This is a genomic window from Idiomarina abyssalis (genome assembly GCF_900116625.1).
GTDB classification, from domain to species: Bacteria; Pseudomonadota; Gammaproteobacteria; order Enterobacterales; family Alteromonadaceae; genus Idiomarina; species Idiomarina abyssalis.
Map to the genome: position 1 here is coordinate 183,134 of NZ_FPBE01000004.1, position 18,912 is coordinate 202,045.

The following is an 18,912-nucleotide window of genomic DNA, read 5'->3' on the forward strand; positions in this document are numbered from 1 at the left end:
TAGGGCCAGTCGAGCCAATCGCATCATGTTCCCATTCCAAGCTTGAAAAAATAACAAAGCGGCGTAAAAGCCAAAGCTGTAATCGCGCTATAGTTATTGTAATAATATTGAACGTTCGTCAACGTCGCGCATTTTTCGTTTAAACTCTGCTTTATGCTATTTGCTTGTCAACAAAAGAGCAAGAGGCATTGTCATCGAATTGTCGATTATTCATCATAAATGACTCTACCAGCCTACTTCACGCCAGTAAATTTGGCGATCGCTGCCGCGATAAATACCGAATGTGCCCTCGGCTTGCGGGTTTTCATCAAAGTCGCCATCTCCTGACCAGTCATACTGTAAATATGCAGGCACTTGAGCCTCAAAAAGAAACGAGTAGGGCTCACTTTCTTGCTCCGATACCCAACGGAATAACTCGTTAATATCAACATCTGAGGGGTTCAGTAACCCATCCCTGACGCTAAGTTCGGCCGGCGTTGTTTCTAACGCCGGGTACGGTCCGGCTGTTAGGTCGTCGCGCAATTGAATGTCTGCGCGAGAAAATGTCGAGCAAGCATCCTTTTCATTTGTAACAAAGCTTTCGCCCTGCCAATATTCAACAGCTCCGGCAACTGGCATGACATCGCCCATACCCGCGTACGTATCTTGCAGGTTAACACGACCATAATATAGAGAGGAACTATCCAACCGGGCGGCCCCGTTCATTGCAGGTAGCTCACTATTTTCGAGTACCGAGTAGAAATTACCATCTTCTTGATCGTCGAGTTGCCATCCCAGTATGTAATTTTCATATGGACCATCGGGCTGCTGTGACAATAACCGGGACACAGTCACACTAGCGGAGCCTATAAATTGGCCGATGCCATTGTCCCATTGCCAGTCATTTGCCGGGTTTTCAGATACTGAATGTTCAGATAACGGCTCTGCCAGACCACTCTGGTCATCATAGGCATAAAACAGAGGTATGGCCTTCGCGAGCGAGCCATCATAATTTGCCGTTACTGCGCCGCCAGCATTAACCGCTCTTGCTGACAGTTCAATCAACTGCGGTTGCCCCATGTAATAAAAATCTGTGCAAGTACCGGCAAATCCCGCGGTCAATGGCTCAAACGCGAAAGGAATGAAGCGACCAATGTTATGATCAGTGATAACCGTTCCTGTGCCAAGATAATCTTGGTCCGCAATTTGAGCAGTAACTCTAGCATTGCCGACTTCGGTATAAGCCACTGTCGTATTATCAAAGCGAATCGATCCGATATCCTGCGCTATGAAGTTGCCGGCATTCTCTATATTACCATCATTCTCTGAAGGCAAAACTGCATCTGCGATACTCGCTATATTCAGTGTCTCCTGTGGAGTTTCACGACCAAAATTCGGCGTTACCTCGCCACCCGCATTAACCGCTTGCAACGACATCGAGAACGCCTCGCCCGCCTTCGCCAGAATATCACCACTATAATTGCTCACGGTTTGTAGCGAGATTTCAGCCGGTTTATAGACAAAGTCGTTCGACACACCTTCAATCACTTTGCCATTAGGCAGTTGAGCTTTTGCGTGTAACTTCACCTGGCCAGCATCACCGTATTGAACCGTAAATAGATCCTCTCCATCAACAAAGTCTGTTACAACAGCTGTCCATCCTTCAACAACACCGCTGCCATTCTCTTCTAGTTCGTCGATTTGAGTGTTATCAACTGTCATTTGTGCATAAGGAAACTGAGTAAAGTCGCTACAGCTGCCTGGATTTACGCAATACATTCCCATATCGACTTCATTTACCTGTTCGGCCACGACTTCACAGGCCTTAGTTTCATCATTAAGTCGAACAACGGAAAGCGTACTGGAGAATGGCACTCCCGCAACCTGATTTGGAATCGCTCCAAACTTAAGACCGGTATCACTAAAGGTTATCTCACAATTTGAAGTTAAATTGCCATTAACGTAACACTGCGTCGGGTTCAAAGCTCCTGGCGTTGTTTGAATATCATCAACGGCTAGCGTGTAGTCACCCGCTTCTAACTGGCTTAACTCAACATTTGCCGTAGGTGCTACTACAACTGGGTTCGGGCTCCACTGCCCCGCACTCTGAGAAAGGTAGACCGTGCTGCTAACAGGTGAATAACTTGAACATGACTCATCCGCACATGCTTCGATAGTCACTTCCGTAGCTTCACAAGTTAATGCCGGGCTTGTATAGGACAACCGATAATGATCAGGCACTACAACCGGAGGCTCTGTATTGCCAGCTTCACAAAAATTGCCGCCATCCAGAGGTTCATCAGGGGCTCCATACGCTATTGTTGGCGAGAAAAACCCCGGAAAACCAAAAGAACTGGCCTGGCCTGCCAAACTCAGCGCCCCGCTAACCTCACTTCTGTTCCAGGGGAAAATACTTTCTTCGAAATACAAATTACCCTGAACATAAATATAACCGTTAATTTCTACGTCTTTTTCTAAATATAAATCACCCGTCACAACCAGAATCAGTTCATCTGCGCTGCCACCGATATTAATCCGACGGCCGGACTGTATGGTTAAATCACCATCAATATAAACCCGCGACGTCTGCCCGTTTGTTGAGTAGTTTGCGCCAACATCACTAAAATCACCAACTCGCAAATAATCTATAGGCTGTAGCGTTCCCGGCAATTGAGAGTTCAAATCTCGGTCTGGCAAGTCAAAAGGCAAAGGTACGCTATTGGCCGGGCTGAACCCTTGCGGCCATACTGCCGAACATTGAGGGCGGGTGTTCGCACATGGCCGTGTTTGGTAATACAGAACTGCAGCAGTTGTCGGCGTGAAAACTCCGTCACTCAAGTAGACTTCATCAATTTCTCCACGAAAGCTATTTTGTGAACTGCCCTGACCACCGATATAAAGGGTCGGTGTTGCTCTATCGTTAAGTCTCGTGTCGCCGGAGTAAGAGTTGGTATCGAACAGTTCACCGTCAATATACAAATAAAGAACGTTATTGTCGGCATTGTAGCTCGCCACTATATGATGCCACTGGTCATCAAATAAATTACTCTGACCATTAAAGGCATTTCCCGCTTCAATTGTCAGCAGGTCACCATTTCTTTTACGTACTTCAAAGTATAATCCGCCGCCGTCGCTATCATCCTGCCGGTAGACTTCAAAACGCCCAGCATCTGTCTCTGTCGTGCCTTCCCCGAGCAGTAACAACGTCTGGTAGCTGTCGCTCGGGTTTTGTAACTCCGAGTCACCTTTAAACCAAAAAGCAACGGAAATGGTATTTGACTCCAGTGTCTGGTCGACACCCGGAACGCGCACCCGGTTGTCGCCATTGAAGCGACCATAACGGCAAGTACTCTCATCGTTTAAGGTTCTCGCGGGGTTAAAACCTGACGTAAACGCATTGCTTAACGCAATACCGTCATAAGAGTATGGTGAGCTATCGGCAACTTCTCCGGATGTACCACCCCACTGTAATTCATCAAACTGCCAGTAACCTATTGGATCGGGTAGGGTCTGCTGGCAGTCGCCTACGTTACCGGGGGTATTGCAAGTTTCGCCTTCAATCGTACCGCTATTATTAATTACCGGCGCGTTCACATCACCCGTTACTGTACTTCCGGAGCCTATTGTTACCGTCCCTGCGCTACTAAGGTCACCTTCAACCGTTACGTTGTCCCCTAACGTTATATCCCCACTTGAACTAATATCTCCGGTCACCGTGGTGCCGTCGCTTATGACGATGTCACCGTCACTGTCGAAGGACGCATTCACCGAACTGTTTTCACCAATAGTAGTTTGCCCTCCCGATAAAAACTGCATATCCAGAGACGGGCCTTTACTGTTAATTTGAACTCCGTCAGCGAAGTCAATGGCCTCAACGATAATAACAACGCCTTCATTGCCGGTGATTTCAATTTGATCGCCACTGTTGAGTGTTAAGGTTCCGCAGGTGTAAGTCGTTCCATTTTGCGTACAGCCCGGCAGACTTTGGTTCGGCAAGTTGTACTTTTTGGCGTCGGCACTTACCGTGACCAGAAGACACGCAACGGCTAGTAAAAATAAATAGCGAGCTTTCATTTTTAATTCCCCACTCGCGTTTCTATTTGCAGCTGCCTTGATGCTCGTTGCGAGCCAGCTTCACAAACCGCGGTTGATGTCACCACAAGATGAGTAAAGGTCTCGCTATCAGCATCTGTGTAATTCTGACTATCGCAACTTATGGCTGCGTTACACTGCTGAAGGCTCTGGTTACCTGCGAAGCTGTAACTGGTGCCATCAAAGCTGCAGTTGGTAACAGGGTCATTATTTAATGGATAGACTTCCAACATGGCTTGCTCCAGCCCCGACTGCGCAGCTAAATAACTACGCGCTCCCAGCACTTCGGTAACCACACTTTCTGAGGTCGTCCTCAGCAGACTGGATAACACAGCTACCAGACCTCCGAGCACAACAATAACGAACACCGCAATAACTAAGGTATTCCCTCGCTGTTTACCGAGTTGTCGTTGCTGTCTGTTATGGCGCATTAGGGATGTGCACCTCACGGTAATAAAATACTTGTTCTTCAGCGGCTTCGCCGAATTGAAGTTGCAGAGTAATGATATTATTACTTTGCTGGTTATTCGCTTCTACGTCAAAAACAGCGGTACTCATGTTAATGTCTTGCGCAATTAGGTTTTCAGGTGCAAAACCACCTGAGGGTATTGGTTGCGTTTGCTGCCAACCATAGCCGCTCACCCTATATAAGTTACCCGCATTTAAACAGAAGCTGACCGGAGGGCTGCCAATATAAGCTCTTTGCAGTGGCGACTCCTTCGCGAACTGACTTGATGACTCTAAAGGCAGAGTATTCTCAAAGCTGGTAGACACATAGCCACTTGCTAGCTCTGCATAACGTTGTGGGTTATCTGAGTAGATAAAGTTTGCCCTGGTGGCATAAATAAAAATACGCTCATCTCCGCTTAGGCTCCAGCTTATATTGTCTTCATCTGAGCTCCCGGCAAAAGTCACAAAGGTCATTTCGTCGGCAGAACTGGGTCGTATTGGAGTATCATAATAAACCCCGGCGACTTTTGCCGGCACAAACTCAAGGCATTGACCACTAACCCGTACACTATTTGGAACCGCCCCCCGCACTTCCCGGGTCAAACGCTCAATGGCAAAACGGATTTTCTCTATGGTCTGCAACCGCTCAGCACCGGTCGAAAACATTTGCGCGCCAATACCAATAAACTGAAAACTAAAACCCGCCACTATGGCCAGCAACACAATAACAATAATGAGTTCTATTAAGGTAAAGCCCCGTTGCGCTCTCATCACCAGTTCCCTTTTATGGAGCTGAACTCTATGCGCTCGTCTTGAGGAGTAATAACTGTGACCGTTATTCTTTTAAGTTCATTTGCATTTTTTTCTGTGACACAAACAAATGCCTCAAAACCATTGTAACGATTCGGTGAGGAGCCACTCAATTCATCTCCACTTAGCCTCAAGCCGTTATAGTCGTCCACATCATCAAACTGTTCTCGCTGAGCTTCTTCGGCATTTGGGGTGCTACCGTCACCAGGACACGGAGCCGGTGTTGTGCAGCTCCCCGAACCTTCAGAGCAGCGTTCATACTGATTACCGATATTAGAATTTTCATCAAACCGCCGGGCCATTATTTCATTCATGAGACTTTGCCCAACTTCCGTTGCCCTAATCTGCTGCCAGGGGTCCACACTTTGACGAAAGAGCTGGCCCAACCCGGTTGTCACCACCAAAGTAACAATAGCAATAACCACAATGCCGGCAATAAGCTCAATGAGTGTGAAACCTGTCTGTTTATTGCGCATCAATAAAGCCTTCTTTATTAATGCTAATGGTTCGGCTTACGCCTAAATTTTCGGTAATCGTTATTGTGCAACCGCCAGTACAACCGTGTGTTGGCTGCCCTAGTGCATTGAAGCCAATAGTTAGGTCTGAAGGTGAAAACGTGATGTCATCTAAATTGCTGAGCTGAAGGCTATTGTCTTCGCTGTAAGGCGGGTTACCCAAAGTGCTTTCTGTTACCGAAATACTATAATCATTCACAGTATCTTGCATTGCTTGCTGCTGAACGGCTCGCAAAATACCCATCGCTTGTAAGCGGGCTGTTTGGCTTTTTGTGCCAGAATCACTAATAAATAAGGGGCTAGCCGATACGGCTAAGATACCGATGATGACCAGTATGATGATGAGTTCTATAAGAGTGAAGCCTCGGGACTTCATAGTTAGCCTTTAAAAAGCCCACAGCTGAATGGCTGCAGGCTCCTAAAGTCAGATTTAACAGCCAGTCGTTACAATAGTAATTACTGGAGGGGTATTAGAATCAGCCGCATCTGAATATGTCGCGTAACAGTTCGTGTCGGTAATATCCCCTACCGCTGCCGTTGTAGGATCTACTACTTGATCACCTGGAGCAATTGAAATGGTACCGCTATCTGCAAAAAACGCCCAATCTGTTGTTACTGTAGTAGCAGGATCAACATTTGTTGCATCTAAATTGGCAGCAGTAACAATGCCTGCCTGTGTCGCTGCTGGATAACCGTTCACAGTAGCTACACCATTAACAGTCACCGGAGCAGCCGAAGTGCCATCCAAGTCATCATCAATCGCAGCTCTTGCATATACTGTCTGAGTCGCGCCCTGCATTGCCCCTTTAAGACCTTTCACAGTCGAAGTACGAGCATCGCCGGAGAAGTTAATAAACTGAGGCGCAGCAGTTACAGCCAAAATCCCCAAAACTACGATGACAATGATCAGTTCGATCAGAGTAAAACCTTTTTGATTGCGCATAATTAAAACTCTCAATTGTTGTTTAAAAATATTTCTATATAGAAATTATTGGTTATTGCTGTGAATACTCACGCCGCCATTGCGTGGATTATAAACGAAAGCGTTGCCCACTGTCAGATAATCATCACCCGACGGCGCTGTTGCTTCATTTTTTATGGTGTTTGTTAAATAATAAACACACATATCGTTACCTGCGGCACTGTCCTGTGTCACGTAAGTAAAATAACGGGTTTGCTCAAGGTTACTAAAATCGGTTGTAACCGTTGGTGCTCCTTGCAAAATAGACTGCATAACACTTACACAGTCCTCAGCTACCAGATTTTCGTCGTGCGCTGCGTCGTTGTCACCACTAACCGGGTATCCGGTATTGCCATCCACATAAAGCAGAATTTGGTCCAGCGATACTTCAGCCCCGGAACCCGTGCTGCTATCACCTTTCGGACGTCCGCTAAGCTCCCACTCACCCCGAACAATGCCTACAGCACTGGCAAAACCGCCAGCTACGCCTTCAAGAGCTGCGTCTTCTGCGTCTGATGATACATCGGTAAACCGGGGAATAGCCGCGGCGGCCAATAACCCCAGAATAACCACCACGATAATCAGCTCTATAATAGTGAAGCCTTGCTGCTTTCTCATTTTAGTTCTCATACTAAAACTCCAGTGGAATCCATTTTATGACATTTCCTTAACACTTAACACCAGCTTTCTCTTTATTTTCGAACGACCTGACCCTGCTTATCGTGATAGCTAAACCAGGCCCGTTGGTTAACTTCGTAATAACAGCTGTTTAGCTCCGCTTTAACCTGCAAAGCACTGGCTGGTATTTCACCGCCCAATTGCTGCCATAAGCGCAGGCAGCCTTGTTCAACCGAAGGCCAGCCCTTATTATTCATGACTATTTTCACTTGCTGCTTTCTGCTTTCATTCAGCAAGGCCACTTCTTTCGGCTTGCCGCGGCGCATCCATTCGGTGCGTGCCAGCCAAAGCGAGTCAATAAAACGCGATACTGCAATGTCTAACTCGGTTTGACGCCACTTTTGCGGCTCGTTAATAAGTACCATTCTGGCGGCCACCGCAGCCAGTATCAACAAAAGCAATACCACCAGAATGTTCTGAAAACGTTGAATGCCCTTACGTTCATCCGTTGTTTCCCGTGTCATTAGCGTCCCTGGTATGCGCTCATCATGTCCCACATTGGGGTAAATATTCCCAGCGCGAGAATCAGTACCATCACCGCGACCACAGCTATCATTATCGGCTCAATACGCGCGGTTAAAGTTTTCAGATCGTAATCGGTTTCGCGCTCATAATATTCAGCCACTTCCAGTAACAGCACATCGACTCGACCGGTTTCTTCACCAACGGATATCATTTGCAGAATCAGCGGCGTAAAGAGTTCCGACTGGCGGGCAACTCGTGACAAATTTTCGCCTCGTTCAATACCCCGACGCATTTCTATAATGCGTTTTTCCATCCAGGCGTTATCAACGGCCTCAGCCACTAAAGATAAAGCCTGAGTCAATGGAACACCGGCGCCAATCATCACCGAAAAACTGCGCGCAAAGCGGCCTAACATGGAACGCATTAAAATAGAGCCAATAATAGGAATTTTTAATTTAAGGCTGTCCCACTTCAACCGCCCATTGTCCGTTCCGACGTAATAACGAATACCGAAAAAGCCGCCCACCATGGCAAGCAGCAGAACATGCCAATAGCCGACAAAGAACTGGGAGGACCCGAGTAGCGCCCGCGTTGCCCAGGGGAGCTCAACATTGAACCGGCTGAACATGGAGGCAAAAGTTGGAATAACAAAAATGTTCAGCACAAAAATGGCGACAACCAGAGCTATCAACACAAAACTCGGGTAACGTGTGGCCGCTTTTATTCGCTTACGGGTGTCCTGCTCTTTTTCCAAGTACACCGATAGCTGCTGAAAGGATTCCTCCAGTTGACCGGTGTTTTCTCCCACATGCACAATAGCAATAACCAACCGGGGAAAAACGCCTCGGTGCTGAGACATAGCGGTGGATAAATTCCGCCCCCGCTCCAGTTGATCATGCACATCTTTAAGGGTTGTCCGCAGACGCTTGTTTTGCGTGGTATCAGCAAGGCCTTCAATGGCTCTTAGCATAGGAATGCCGGCATGTGTCAGCGAGTACATCTGCCGACAGAAAATAATCAGTTCGTCTAATGAGACTTTCTGCTGAAAAGCCGATTTTAAACTTTCACCAAAGCTGCTGTTAAGTAACGAAAAGCTCTGTCCTCCGGCCGGGTTAATGGACAAAGGAACCAACCCGCGCCGCATGAGCACGTCAGCGGCATTACGCTCATCGCTGGCATCAACTGAGCCGCGCTGCAGTTGGCCTGACTTGTCCCGGGCACGATAACGAAACTGCATCAGATGCTGTCCTCAACACTTTCAGCCAGGAATAACACTTCATCCACACTGGTAACGCCCTGCCGCGCATAATCCAGCGCAACCGTTGCCATGGACTGATAGCCCGGATGCGCTTTAGCAGCCGCAGCAAACTCACGAGTGTTACCGTCACGTAAGGCATCCATCATGGGTGTGTTCATTTCAAGCAGCTCAAACACACCGATACGTCCCCGGTATCCGGTATGGTTGCAGCTCTGACAGCCAGCTCCGCGTTTGAAAGAATACTGAGAGCTACCTTCTTTCAAATGTTCCAGCCACTGGCTTTCTGGTTCATCAGGCTGATAACCTTCAGTGCACTTGTCACACACCCGGCGCACCAGACGCTGAGCTAAAATACCGCGTAGTGCCGCAGCAACCAGATACGGCGGCGCGCCCATATCAATTAGGCGCATGGCGCTGGTGATAGCATCGTTGGTGTGCAAGGTGGATAAAACCAGGTGACCAGTGATGGAGCCGCGCAAACCTATTTCTACGGTTTCGTGGTCACGCATCTCACCAACCATAATAATGTCAGGGTCCTGACGTAAGGTGGTACGTAACACGCGTGAGAAATCCAGGCCGATTTTACTGTTTACCTGCACTTGAGATATACGCGGCAAGCGATACTCCACCGGGTCTTCAACCGTAATGACTTTTTTGCCTTCGGTGTTTAACTCACTCAGAGCGCCATACAAGGTTGTCGTTTTACCGGAACCCGTTGGACCCGTTACCAATAGCATACCGTGCGGCCGTTTTATCAACTTACGTACGCGTTTTAGAATTGAGTCCGGCATACCGGTTTGCTCTAAAGACAATAAGCCAGCTGACTGGTCCAGCAGACGCAGTACGCACGACTCACCGTACTGCACCGGCATAGTAGATACACGAACATCAATACTGTGCTTGCGTACCTTCATATTAAAACGCCCGTCCTGAGGCAAGCGACGCTCGGAGATATCCAGTCCGGCCATCAGCTTAAGACGCAATACCAGCGCATTGGCAATATTGGTTTCATCCAGAACATTTTCCTGTAGCACGCCATCAACCCGCTGACGGATACGGAGCTTGCGATCATCCGGCTCAATATGAATGTCAGACGCGCGAACTTGCACGGCATCTTCAAAGATTGACTGCAGTAACTTGGCGACAGTTGCTTCGTCCGTGTCGTCATCAAGGCTGAGTTGGCCCAGTTCAAATTCACTGGTGTCTTCGTATTCGTCCTGTAACTGGCTGGCAAAGGTTTCAATTTCCTTCGTGCGTCGGTACAAGTTGTCGAAGGCCTGCATCAACTCACCCTCTGGTACAACCGCCAGTTCAACCTGACGAGGAGCCAGCAACTGGTTTATCGCGTCAATTGAAGACAAGTCGGCCGGGTCACTCATGCCAACCAGGGCTTTCTTGTCATCGGCTTCAATGACCAAAGCGCGATGCCGGCGAGCCTGAACCTCAGGCAGTAACTTGAAAGCCTCCGGTGGGATTTTTCGCTCAGAAATACTAATGAGCGAAAGTTTCAGTTGCTGCGCCAAAAACTCCAGTAACTGCTGTTCTGAAATGTAACCGAGATCAGTTAACGTTGCCCCTAGCTTGCGTCCGCTGAGGTGCTGCTCTTCCAAAGCCTTATGCAGTTGATCTTCTGTGATGATTTGCTCATGAACAAGCAAGTCACCCAGTCGCATTTTGAGACGTGGGCGCTTCATTCTTCACCCGCCGGAGCATTTGTTTCTAACAACGCAATTTGCTGATGAATAAACTCGACAGTAGGCCGATGCGTAATTCGCGTTAGTGCCTCTTCATAAGAGACTAAAGCTGTTTGCGGTGCAAATTCCTGCTGAGCTAAAGCTTTACCTAAATACCAACGGCCCTGAGTCGGCTCCGCCACAATAAGTCGCTGATAAGTATTTGCTGCCGTCTGATAGTCACCCACTTCCTGAGCTAACAATGCTTTTTTCTGAACGTAGTCCGGGTAGTCTGCTGCATTCGGTGTCGCTTGCTTCAGCAAACTTAGGGCCGCCGCAGGACGGGCTTCTTTTTCTAAAATGCGAGCGCTTAATAACCGAAACTCAAAGTCAGACGGGTCACGTTTAAAACCTGCCTCTAATGTCGTCAGAGCTTGAGATACCTTGTTGCGCCCAAACTGAAGCGCTGCCAGTTTCTTTCGGACATTTTTATTGTCCGGAGTTACAGCCAACGCTTTACGCCAATGCTCTTCAGCTGAAGTTAACCGCCCCTGTTGCTGCGCTTTCTGCGCTTTCTCAATATGTTGTTCAGCAATTTCGGCCGGTGAAAGTTGTACGGGCTGCTTACGAAACTCACCGCTCGTCTCAGCTTCGTCGCTGCTGTTATCTGCGGTCGATTCAGGTTCTTCTTCAACCGCTTTAGGCTCTACCTCTTTACTTTCGGGCTCGGGTTTTTCCTCACTTTTAGGCACAGACACCGCCACTGATGCGAGGTTATTCTGGTCAATGACAGTTTGTTCGCGCGAGCCAGTCTCTTGCGCATCGGCACGTTCAGTGGGTACCGTAAATGCAGATGAATCAACCAATGGCTCAACGCGCTCCTGCACTAACGGCATGTCCGCAGCTTCGCTTTCAGTTACCGTCATCACGTCATCATCTGAGGACTGCCACCAAAAAAACACCAGAGCAAGCGTAATAACAATGAGTGACGCTAACAACCATAACCCAAAACGATGACTCCCGCGGCGCTCCACCGCGCTACTGGCAGCATTTTTCGAAAAAGGTTGCTGGCCACGGCGATCAAGATCCTTCAAGACTTTATTGATTACGCTCATAGAAAACCACCCATTTTCCAGTAACTAACAGCGGCAGCAGCCAGGAAAACAAAGCCGACTGACACAGTAACAGGTAGCCAAACAGAGCGAGTTGACTCAGTATCTTCGGTATCCTTAACCGCCAGCTTCAAATCTTTTGAAGACAGTTGGCGCCGACCTTCTCCGTAAGCTAATAACAGCATTTTATGGCAGAGCATATTAACCAACCTTGGTACGCCGCGGCTGCTCCGGTGCAGGCCTTTTATCAGTTTCCAGTCAAAAATTGGCGTACCTTTATAACCAGCCACATCCATTCGGTGAGCTATGTACTCTGCTGTCTCATCGACATTCATGGCCGTCAGTTTATGCGCAAAGCTAATGCGCTGACGTAACTGCCGGAAAGCTTTTTGAGATAAACGCTCATCGAGCTCTGGTTGCCCGAGTAAAATAATATGCACCAATTTGCGTCGTTCAGTTTCCAGATTGGACAATAAACGCAAAGCTTCCAGACTTTCCTCTGGTAACGCCTGCGCCTCATCAATCAAAATAACGACCGCCTGCCCGCTTTTATTTATATCCAGCAAACGTTGCTGCAGAGCTCGCGCCAGTTGTTGCTGGTTGGTTAACGACTCAGTTTCAACGGACAATTCCTGAGCAATAGCCAGCCTCAGCTCAGCCGGGTCCAGGTAGGAATCAGGAATATAGGCCGTTTTAAAAAAGTCAGGTATGTCGTTCAGTAGCCGCCGGCATAGCAGAGTTTTACCGGTTCCCACTTCTCCGGTAATTTTAATAAAGCCTTCGCCGGTTTTAAGCGCAGTCAAAACCACCTCGAAAGCCTCGTGGTGGCTTTTCAAGTCGTAGTAGAACTGCGTGTTCGGCGTTATTGTAAAAGGCAGTTCGCGTAAGCCGTAATGGTATAAATACATACTACCTATTGCTCAATGTCCGGGAACCATTCCTGCAGCAGTTCGCGTGATCGTTTCAGTTCATCGCGCCAGGTATCAACACCGACTACCGTGGGCTTGAGTAATATCACCAGTTCTTTCTTTTCCTGACGGTTACGACGGTTCGTAAAGAGCTCTCCCAACAAAGGAATGTCGCCTAATAACGGAACTTTACCCACTTCTTCGGAATTTGTGGTTTGCATTAAACCACCCAATACAACAATTTCACCGTTGCGGGCCTTTACTATGGTATCGGACTCGCGAATGTTGCTGCGCGCCAGCGGCAGTACCGACTCTTTTCCTGACACGGTGATGACTTTTTCCTGTTCGCTGGTTTCGACCACTGACGGATGAACATGCAAAATGACTTCGCCGTCATCGCTAATTTGTGGTGTAACATCCAGAGAAATACCAGAGAAAAACGGCGTGAACTCAATATCAGAGTCTGACGACGAAATACCGCCTGAATCAAGTGAAGTACGGCTGGTCACATCGGTAACAAAGTACTCGTCTTCACCAATTTTAATGACCGCTTTTTGATTATTCGACGCACTGACACGAGGGTTCGACAGAACCTGCACGGTGCCTTGGGTTTGCAGCATCTCTATCATGCCACTGAAATTATTTCCTTCGTCGGTGTAAGTAAGACCGAATAAGCCACCAATAGCCGCTGACGTCGCGTTAGTTGGGGTTACGCCATTGAATTCCACTCCAAAACCCGCATTGCCGGAATAGATATCGCTCCAGTTAATACCCTGCTGATAACTGTCGTTCAGTGTTACTTCAATAATGCGTGCTTCCAGAATCACCTGGCGTTGTAAGCGCGACTCCAGGGTTTCGATGAAGTCGCCAACAGCGCGAAGCTTGTCCGCTGACGCAGTCACACTAACCACCCCGGCCTGCGGCGACAAGACAACGTTGCCGTTACCTATGATGCCTTCAATAACTTCTTTTAAGTCGCCCCACAGGTTGGTTTCCGATTGCGTGGTAATACTGGAACCATTGCCTTGCATGGAGTTTTGACGTGAGTCCCTGCTGTATTCACCACTACCGGCGAAAGGACTTGCCCCAGAAACATTGGTGTTATTCGTATTTCCGCGATTAGACTGGTTATTGTTATTACGCTCATCACTGACGCCACCGCCCGAGATTTCAGTTTGTGACATGCCAAAACGCCGCAGTGACAGGTAGTCGAGCGAAAACGTTTGGGTGCGCACACCAGAAGGGAATATTTGAATTGTACGGCCGGAGCGGCGCACTTCAAAACCGTACATGTCCTGCACCGCATCCAGCGTTTCATCCAGAGTGACATCTTTAAGACTCATTGAAATTTCACCGCTGACATCCGGATGTACCAAAATGTTGTAAGGGGAATCAGCAGCCAAACCATAAAAGAAAGCTTTCGCATCAACTTCATCCGCCTGTAGAACAAAGCGGGGTTCTTCTAGCAATGCTAAGCCGTCTTCTTCTCGCCCGTTCGCGCTTTGACTCAGAAAGTTACTAACTTCTGCCGGCATAGCCGACTTTGTAGCAGACGCTTTTTTCTCAGCAGCTTCTGGCTTCATTGCCTCATTTGCTTCGTCTGGTGAATAGCTCGGCTGATAAGCACAACCCGCTATTACTGCCAGCAATAATGCGCCTGTCGCAACTTTTATCATTGTACTGCCCCCGGGATGCCTTTCTTATTCTGTTTTATCGGCTTAAATAAAGTAATCTCGACCACTTCATTACTTTTTTCAACAACCACACTGTTTGGTTTTATTGACGTTACTTCCACACCATCAACCCGCTCTCCCGGCTTGACCCACTGGCCATTTAACCGAGCTGACTGGCTCTGCTCAGAATACAAAATTTGCGTCAATTTCAATTCTTCCGCCCAGCTGTCCAGGTTAGCTATTGTTTCCGTTTCATTGACCGGAGGCCGAGTCGGGTCACGCTCTTGCGCTAACGTCGACAACGGCAATAAAACAAATAGCCATAAAATTAAGTTACGCACTGATAAACTCCTTATCAGTACTCAGTAAATACCAGACAATAGTCACTGTTGCTGTCGGATAATTCGTCACTTGGTACTCAAAGTTCGCCCACCGCACACTTGGATACTCCGTTTGCAGTTTATCGACAAATTCCGATACAGCAAAAAAACGTCCGCTGAATTCCGCCTGAATAGCATGTTGATACAGCTTGATTGAACCGGTTTCAAACACCACTGACGGCTCCTGCGCTTCCAGGTTTTCCATTTCCAACTCAGAAGCGTGTCGTAACACCCCTTGCAAAAACTGTTTACGCTGGTCGGCAGGTAATAGCACGGTGTTTCCTGAGAAATCTTCTTTGGCCACAACCAAGCGCTGCTGTAGTTGTTTAATCTCTGCTTTAACCGGCGCGTTCACATCTTTACTTAACTGAGTTCTTAACTCTTGCTGCAATTGCTTCAGCTGTTCCAGTTGCGACTCAATACGACGGTTATCAGCCTGCGTACTTTTGTTCTCTTCAACAGTTGGAACAATTAAGTAACTGATAAGAGGCAGTGTCACAACAAGAAAAGCTGCCAAGGCCATCAACGCACGCTGGCGAGCAGGCATAGCGTCAAAGTTTTCTTGTAAGTTTAGCCACCAGTTCATCATCTCTATTTGTCCTCGTCAGTCCTGACGCTTTGCAACAGAAACTGTTGGTAGCCCTGTTCGCTTCGCTTAAGCTCAACAACAGCAAAGCGCTTGTCTGCCAGCAAGTCAGACTGACCGAATTTATCCATCCACAAAACGAGTGCTTCACTATTTAACGCCTGCCCATGCAAACGAATATTCTCGCCCGCAATTGAAAAGTCAGTCAGCCAAATAGCTTCCGGCGTTATTTGTGCCAATTCACTTAAAAAGCCGCTAACCGAAGACGACTGACCTTGTTGGAACTCGCTAATTCTGCGACTGAAACTTTGCGTATCCTGAAGTTGTTGTGCGAGCTCTTCTTTTTCTTCACGTAACTGCAGGCTAGGCTCCCTCCGTTCAAGTCGTTCCCGGGCACGAGTCAGGTCATCGTTAACCGCCTGTAGCGCATTTGATAGTTTTGCGTTTTCCTGGGTAACTGCTGAATTTTGCCATTGAGTAACCACAAGTGCAGCTATAAGCAGCGCCAGCCAAACACCTAAAACAGTGCTTAACCGACCTAGGGTCAGACGCTGCTTAATTGGCTGCAAGTCACTGCGATAAAGGTTTACCCACTGCTTCATACGGACACCTCTAACAATGCGCCCATGCCTGCCAAATCGGAATAGTCGTCTTCGCGCAACTCAGTTGCCCATTGTGGGTACGAATAAACGCTGCACTCAACAGCTAAAAGCTCTGACAGACTGCTCTGCACCGCCGATAGCTGCCTGTGTTCAACCGCTAAAATAATGCGGCTAATAGGTGCCTGCCGTAAATGACTTTCAAAATAGTCAACTGAACGCTGGAGCTCGGTTGCCAGCGGCTCCAAAGCTCCCGCCTGTATTTCTTCTGCGGTATAGCTCGAAATGTCGGTGACACCACGTAGTAAACGCGTAAACATCAGCCCTTTAGGCGTGTTAATTTGCGCGATGTAATTACCGCCCGGGTTCTGGTAAAGGGTTAACTCGGCATGGTTTTGAATTTCGACCAACCGGGGCAAGGCTAACTCCGCAATACCAATGTCCATTAGCTGCAGGTCATGCTCGCCAAAAAAATCGACCCAGGGTTTTAACTCGTGTCGGTTCGCCGCAACGGCAACCAATTTGTCCTGACCCGAAGGTTGTTCAGGAAACTCATAGTAATCGGCAATAATTTCTTCACCAGAGAGGGAAACTAAGTCGCTTAAGCTGTATTTTAAACTCTCAGCGATTTCACCGGGGTCAAGCATGGGTCTATCTACTTGAACCGATTCATATAAGTCCGTACCCAAGACTAAAATCACCTGCGCATGCTTTAGAGACATACGCGAATATTTGTTCAGCAATGCGCCCGCTTCTTTAATCAGTGAGCCACGCTTTACTTGCTCATGATCGTTAACAATCAGTTCAGGTGACTGGGCAGGCCCTTTAGCAATAAGGAGACGGACGCTGGTTTGCGTTATCTGAAAGCAAATACGGTGACCATTTTGTTTCTGCTTCGAAAATCCTAACACCCAGCAGCATCCTTTATTATTTTTTCATGTATGTTAACAGAAACTTTGCACAGCTCATTACAAAAAGAATAGCGTTTACGCAGTTTATATCTTTCATCATAGCCCATTTGTCGTGCTTTAACTGCAATACTAATACTTGAGCTTCCATTGCAAACTCGAGCCGGCCCAGTAAGGCACCATGGGTCCGGTTGCTGTATCTACCGTATCAGCCACGGTCCATTCCTGCTGAACAAGTTCAATGGTATCTGTATTACGTGGCAATTGATAAAAGTCCGCACCGTAGCCGCTGGCAAAGTTTTCTAGCTTGTCTAAGCCGTTATGCCGGCTAAAGAACTCCGCATAAAGTTCAATTGCTGCAGGCGCCGAATAACACCCGGCGCAACCGCAAGCCGTTTCTTTACTCGCCTGTACGTGTGGAGCCGAATCGGTTCCCAGAAAAAACTTAGGGCTGCCGGAAAGTGCCGCTTGTTGCAGCGCCTGCTGATGTGTACGCCGCTTTAGAATCGGCAGACAATAATTATGCGGACGAATACCGCCAACGAGTAAATCATTCCGATTCATCAGCAAATGCTGAGGCGTCATGGTTGCTGCAACATTGTTGTTAGCGTTTTTCACGAACTCAACGGCGTCCGCGGTTGTGATGTGTTCCAGCACTAATTTTAACTCTGGGAAACGCTCAGTTATTGGAATTAAATGGCGCTCAATAAATACCCGCTCACGGTCAAAAATATCAATATCGCTGTCGGTCACTTCGCCATGCACAAGCAGTGGCACACCGTGTTCCTGCATAGCAGCTAACACTGGCCCCAATGCGTCAACTGACTTAACCCCGGCAGCGGAGTTTGTGGTTGCCCCCGAGGGGTAGAGTTTGAAACCGATAATGTGATCATTAGCAGCGGCTTCGGCAACTTGCCCGGGGGTGGTTTCAGCCGTGAGATACAAAGCCATTAATGGGTTAAAGCTAACGCCTTCGGGCACCTCTTCCATAATCCTTGCCCGGTACTCTAAAGCCGCTTTTACAGTTGTCACCGGCGGTACCAGATTTGGCATGACAATGGCGCGGTGAAACACGGTTGCCGATGCGGGTACGGTTGTGTGCAGCATAGCCCCGTCACGTAAGTGCAGGTGCCAGTCATCTGGTCTTGGAATGGTTAAGCTTTGCATAGTCACTTCTGGCTAAAAAATGATAAAGCCAGTATACCATTAAGTTCCTTAGCAAAAACCTTTAATCTGTATTCTATTTGAGCGTTTTAGCGTAACCCCATGGCTTCTTTCCAGTGCTTACGACAGCAGGAAACGTACCTATCGTTACCACCAATTGCAATTTGCTGCCCCATGCGAATGGCGTTGCCTTTTTCATCAACCCGCAAAGACATGGTTGCCTTGCGCCCGCAGTGACATATGGTTTTCATCTCCACCAATTTGTCCGCTATAGCCAGCAACACCGCACTTCCCGGAAAAGCATTACCAAAGGCATCGGTCCGAATGCCGTAACACATCACCGGAATATTATCGGTATCGGCGAGGCTGGAGAGTTGCCACGCCTGCTCTTCGCTCAAAAACTGAGCTTCATCAATTAATACGCAGTCAATCGGCTGTTGCATATAGCGGGCACGCACCACCGCCGCTAAATCGGTTCTGTGAGTAAAGGAAACCGCATCACGGCCAATGCCTAAACGCGACGCAATGCGCCCTTTGCCAGCCCGATCGTCTAGAGCAGGGGTCATCAGCAACACATGCTGATCACGCTCTTCGTAATTATGCGCCACTTGCAATAACGAAGTGCTTTTCCCCGCGTTCATTGCCGAATAAGTGAAATATAGAGAAGCCATTTTGTTCTATTTTTTAAGTTATTGTGGTTA

Annotated in this window: 19 protein-coding genes; all 19 read right to left on the minus strand. The window is 48.0% G+C overall.

Annotated elements, in window-relative coordinates:
• Positions 1–225 precede the first annotated feature (225 nt).
• The 19 genes from BM359_RS09310 to BM359_RS09400 all read right to left on the minus strand — a co-directional run bounded on the left by BM359_RS09310 (position 226) and on the right by BM359_RS09400 (position 18,882).
• Complete coding sequence (locus BM359_RS09310) at positions 226–4,053, minus strand: DUF6701 domain-containing protein (protein ID WP_054489762.1); 3,828 nt, start codon at positions 4,051–4,053, stop codon at positions 226–228.
• 2 nt (positions 4,054–4,055) lie between these two features.
• Positions 4,056–4,502, minus strand: coding sequence for a hypothetical protein (locus BM359_RS09315; RefSeq protein ID WP_054489760.1), 447 nt, complete (start codon positions 4,500–4,502; stop codon positions 4,056–4,058).
• Positions 4,492–5,292: a PilW family protein gene (locus tag BM359_RS09320; protein ID WP_054489756.1), complete on the minus strand. Its 801-nt coding sequence runs from the start codon at positions 5,290–5,292 to the stop codon at positions 4,492–4,494. The genes BM359_RS09315 and BM359_RS09320 overlap by 11 nt, the downstream gene beginning before the upstream one ends.
• Positions 5,292–5,807: a type IV pilus modification PilV family protein gene (locus BM359_RS09325; RefSeq protein WP_054489754.1), complete on the minus strand. Its 516-nt coding sequence runs from the start codon at positions 5,805–5,807 to the stop codon at positions 5,292–5,294. Before BM359_RS09325 ends, BM359_RS09320 begins: the two co-directional genes overlap by 1 nt.
• Positions 5,797–6,222 (minus strand): prepilin-type N-terminal cleavage/methylation domain-containing protein, encoded by a 426-nt coding sequence (locus BM359_RS09330; RefSeq protein ID WP_054489752.1) that lies wholly within the window; start codon positions 6,220–6,222, stop codon positions 5,797–5,799. Before BM359_RS09330 ends, BM359_RS09325 begins: the two co-directional genes overlap by 11 nt.
• Positions 6,223–6,276: 54 nt before the next feature.
• Positions 6,277–6,789, minus strand: a complete 513-nt coding sequence (locus BM359_RS09335) for a prepilin-type N-terminal cleavage/methylation domain-containing protein (protein ID WP_054489750.1) — start codon at positions 6,787–6,789, stop codon at positions 6,277–6,279.
• 45 nt (positions 6,790–6,834) lie between these two features.
• The gene (locus BM359_RS09340) at positions 6,835–7,437 is read right to left on the minus strand and encodes a prepilin-type N-terminal cleavage/methylation domain-containing protein (RefSeq protein ID WP_054489747.1); all 603 of its coding nucleotides are present in this window, start codon (positions 7,435–7,437) and stop codon (positions 6,835–6,837) included.
• Between the two features lie 62 nt (positions 7,438–7,499).
• A complete protein-coding gene (locus BM359_RS09345; RefSeq protein WP_054489745.1) occupies positions 7,500–7,949 on the minus strand; it encodes a hypothetical protein in 450 nt (149 codons plus the stop codon).
• The gene (locus BM359_RS09350; RefSeq protein ID WP_054489743.1) at positions 7,949–9,187 is read right to left on the minus strand and encodes a type II secretion system F family protein; all 1,239 of its coding nucleotides are present in this window, start codon (positions 9,185–9,187) and stop codon (positions 7,949–7,951) included. Before BM359_RS09350 ends, BM359_RS09345 begins: the two co-directional genes overlap by 1 nt.
• Positions 9,187–10,902 carry a GspE/PulE family protein gene (locus tag BM359_RS09355; protein WP_054489741.1) on the minus strand — a complete coding sequence of 572 codons (1,716 nt, stop codon included), beginning with the start codon at positions 10,900–10,902 and terminating at the stop codon, positions 9,187–9,189. The genes BM359_RS09350 and BM359_RS09355 overlap by 1 nt, the downstream gene beginning before the upstream one ends.
• A complete protein-coding gene (locus tag BM359_RS09360; protein ID WP_054489739.1) occupies positions 10,899–11,996 on the minus strand; it encodes a tetratricopeptide repeat protein in 1,098 nt (365 codons plus the stop codon). The genes BM359_RS09355 and BM359_RS09360 overlap by 4 nt, the downstream gene beginning before the upstream one ends.
• On the minus strand, positions 11,993–12,901 hold the full coding sequence (locus tag BM359_RS09365) for an ExeA family protein (RefSeq protein ID WP_054489737.1): 909 nt from the start codon (positions 12,899–12,901) through the stop codon (positions 11,993–11,995). Before BM359_RS09365 ends, BM359_RS09360 begins: the two co-directional genes overlap by 4 nt.
• Positions 12,902–12,906: 5 nt before the next feature.
• Entirely contained in the window at positions 12,907–14,577 is a 1,671-nt protein-coding gene (gene mshL / locus BM359_RS09370) for a pilus (MSHA type) biogenesis protein MshL (RefSeq protein WP_054489735.1), read from the minus strand.
• Entirely contained in the window at positions 14,574–14,915 is a 342-nt protein-coding gene (locus BM359_RS09375; RefSeq protein WP_054489733.1) for a GspB domain-containing protein, read from the minus strand. Before BM359_RS09375 ends, mshL begins: the two co-directional genes overlap by 4 nt.
• On the minus strand, positions 14,908–15,543 hold the full coding sequence (locus tag BM359_RS09380; protein WP_054489731.1) for a hypothetical protein: 636 nt from the start codon (positions 15,541–15,543) through the stop codon (positions 14,908–14,910). Before BM359_RS09380 ends, BM359_RS09375 begins: the two co-directional genes overlap by 8 nt.
• Positions 15,544–15,545: 2 nt before the next feature.
• Positions 15,546–16,142, minus strand: coding sequence for a PilN domain-containing protein (locus BM359_RS09385; protein WP_054489729.1), 597 nt, complete (start codon positions 16,140–16,142; stop codon positions 15,546–15,548).
• Positions 16,139–17,050: a hypothetical protein gene (locus BM359_RS09390; RefSeq protein ID WP_054489727.1), complete on the minus strand. Its 912-nt coding sequence runs from the start codon at positions 17,048–17,050 to the stop codon at positions 16,139–16,141. The genes BM359_RS09385 and BM359_RS09390 overlap by 4 nt, the downstream gene beginning before the upstream one ends.
• Before the next feature lie 129 nt (positions 17,051–17,179).
• The gene (pyrC, locus tag BM359_RS09395; protein ID WP_054489725.1) at positions 17,180–18,214 is read right to left on the minus strand and encodes a dihydroorotase; all 1,035 of its coding nucleotides are present in this window, start codon (positions 18,212–18,214) and stop codon (positions 17,180–17,182) included.
• Between the two features lie 86 nt (positions 18,215–18,300).
• Positions 18,301–18,882, minus strand: coding sequence for a thymidine kinase (locus BM359_RS09400; protein WP_054489724.1), 582 nt, complete (start codon positions 18,880–18,882; stop codon positions 18,301–18,303).
• Positions 18,883–18,912 lie beyond the last annotated feature (30 nt).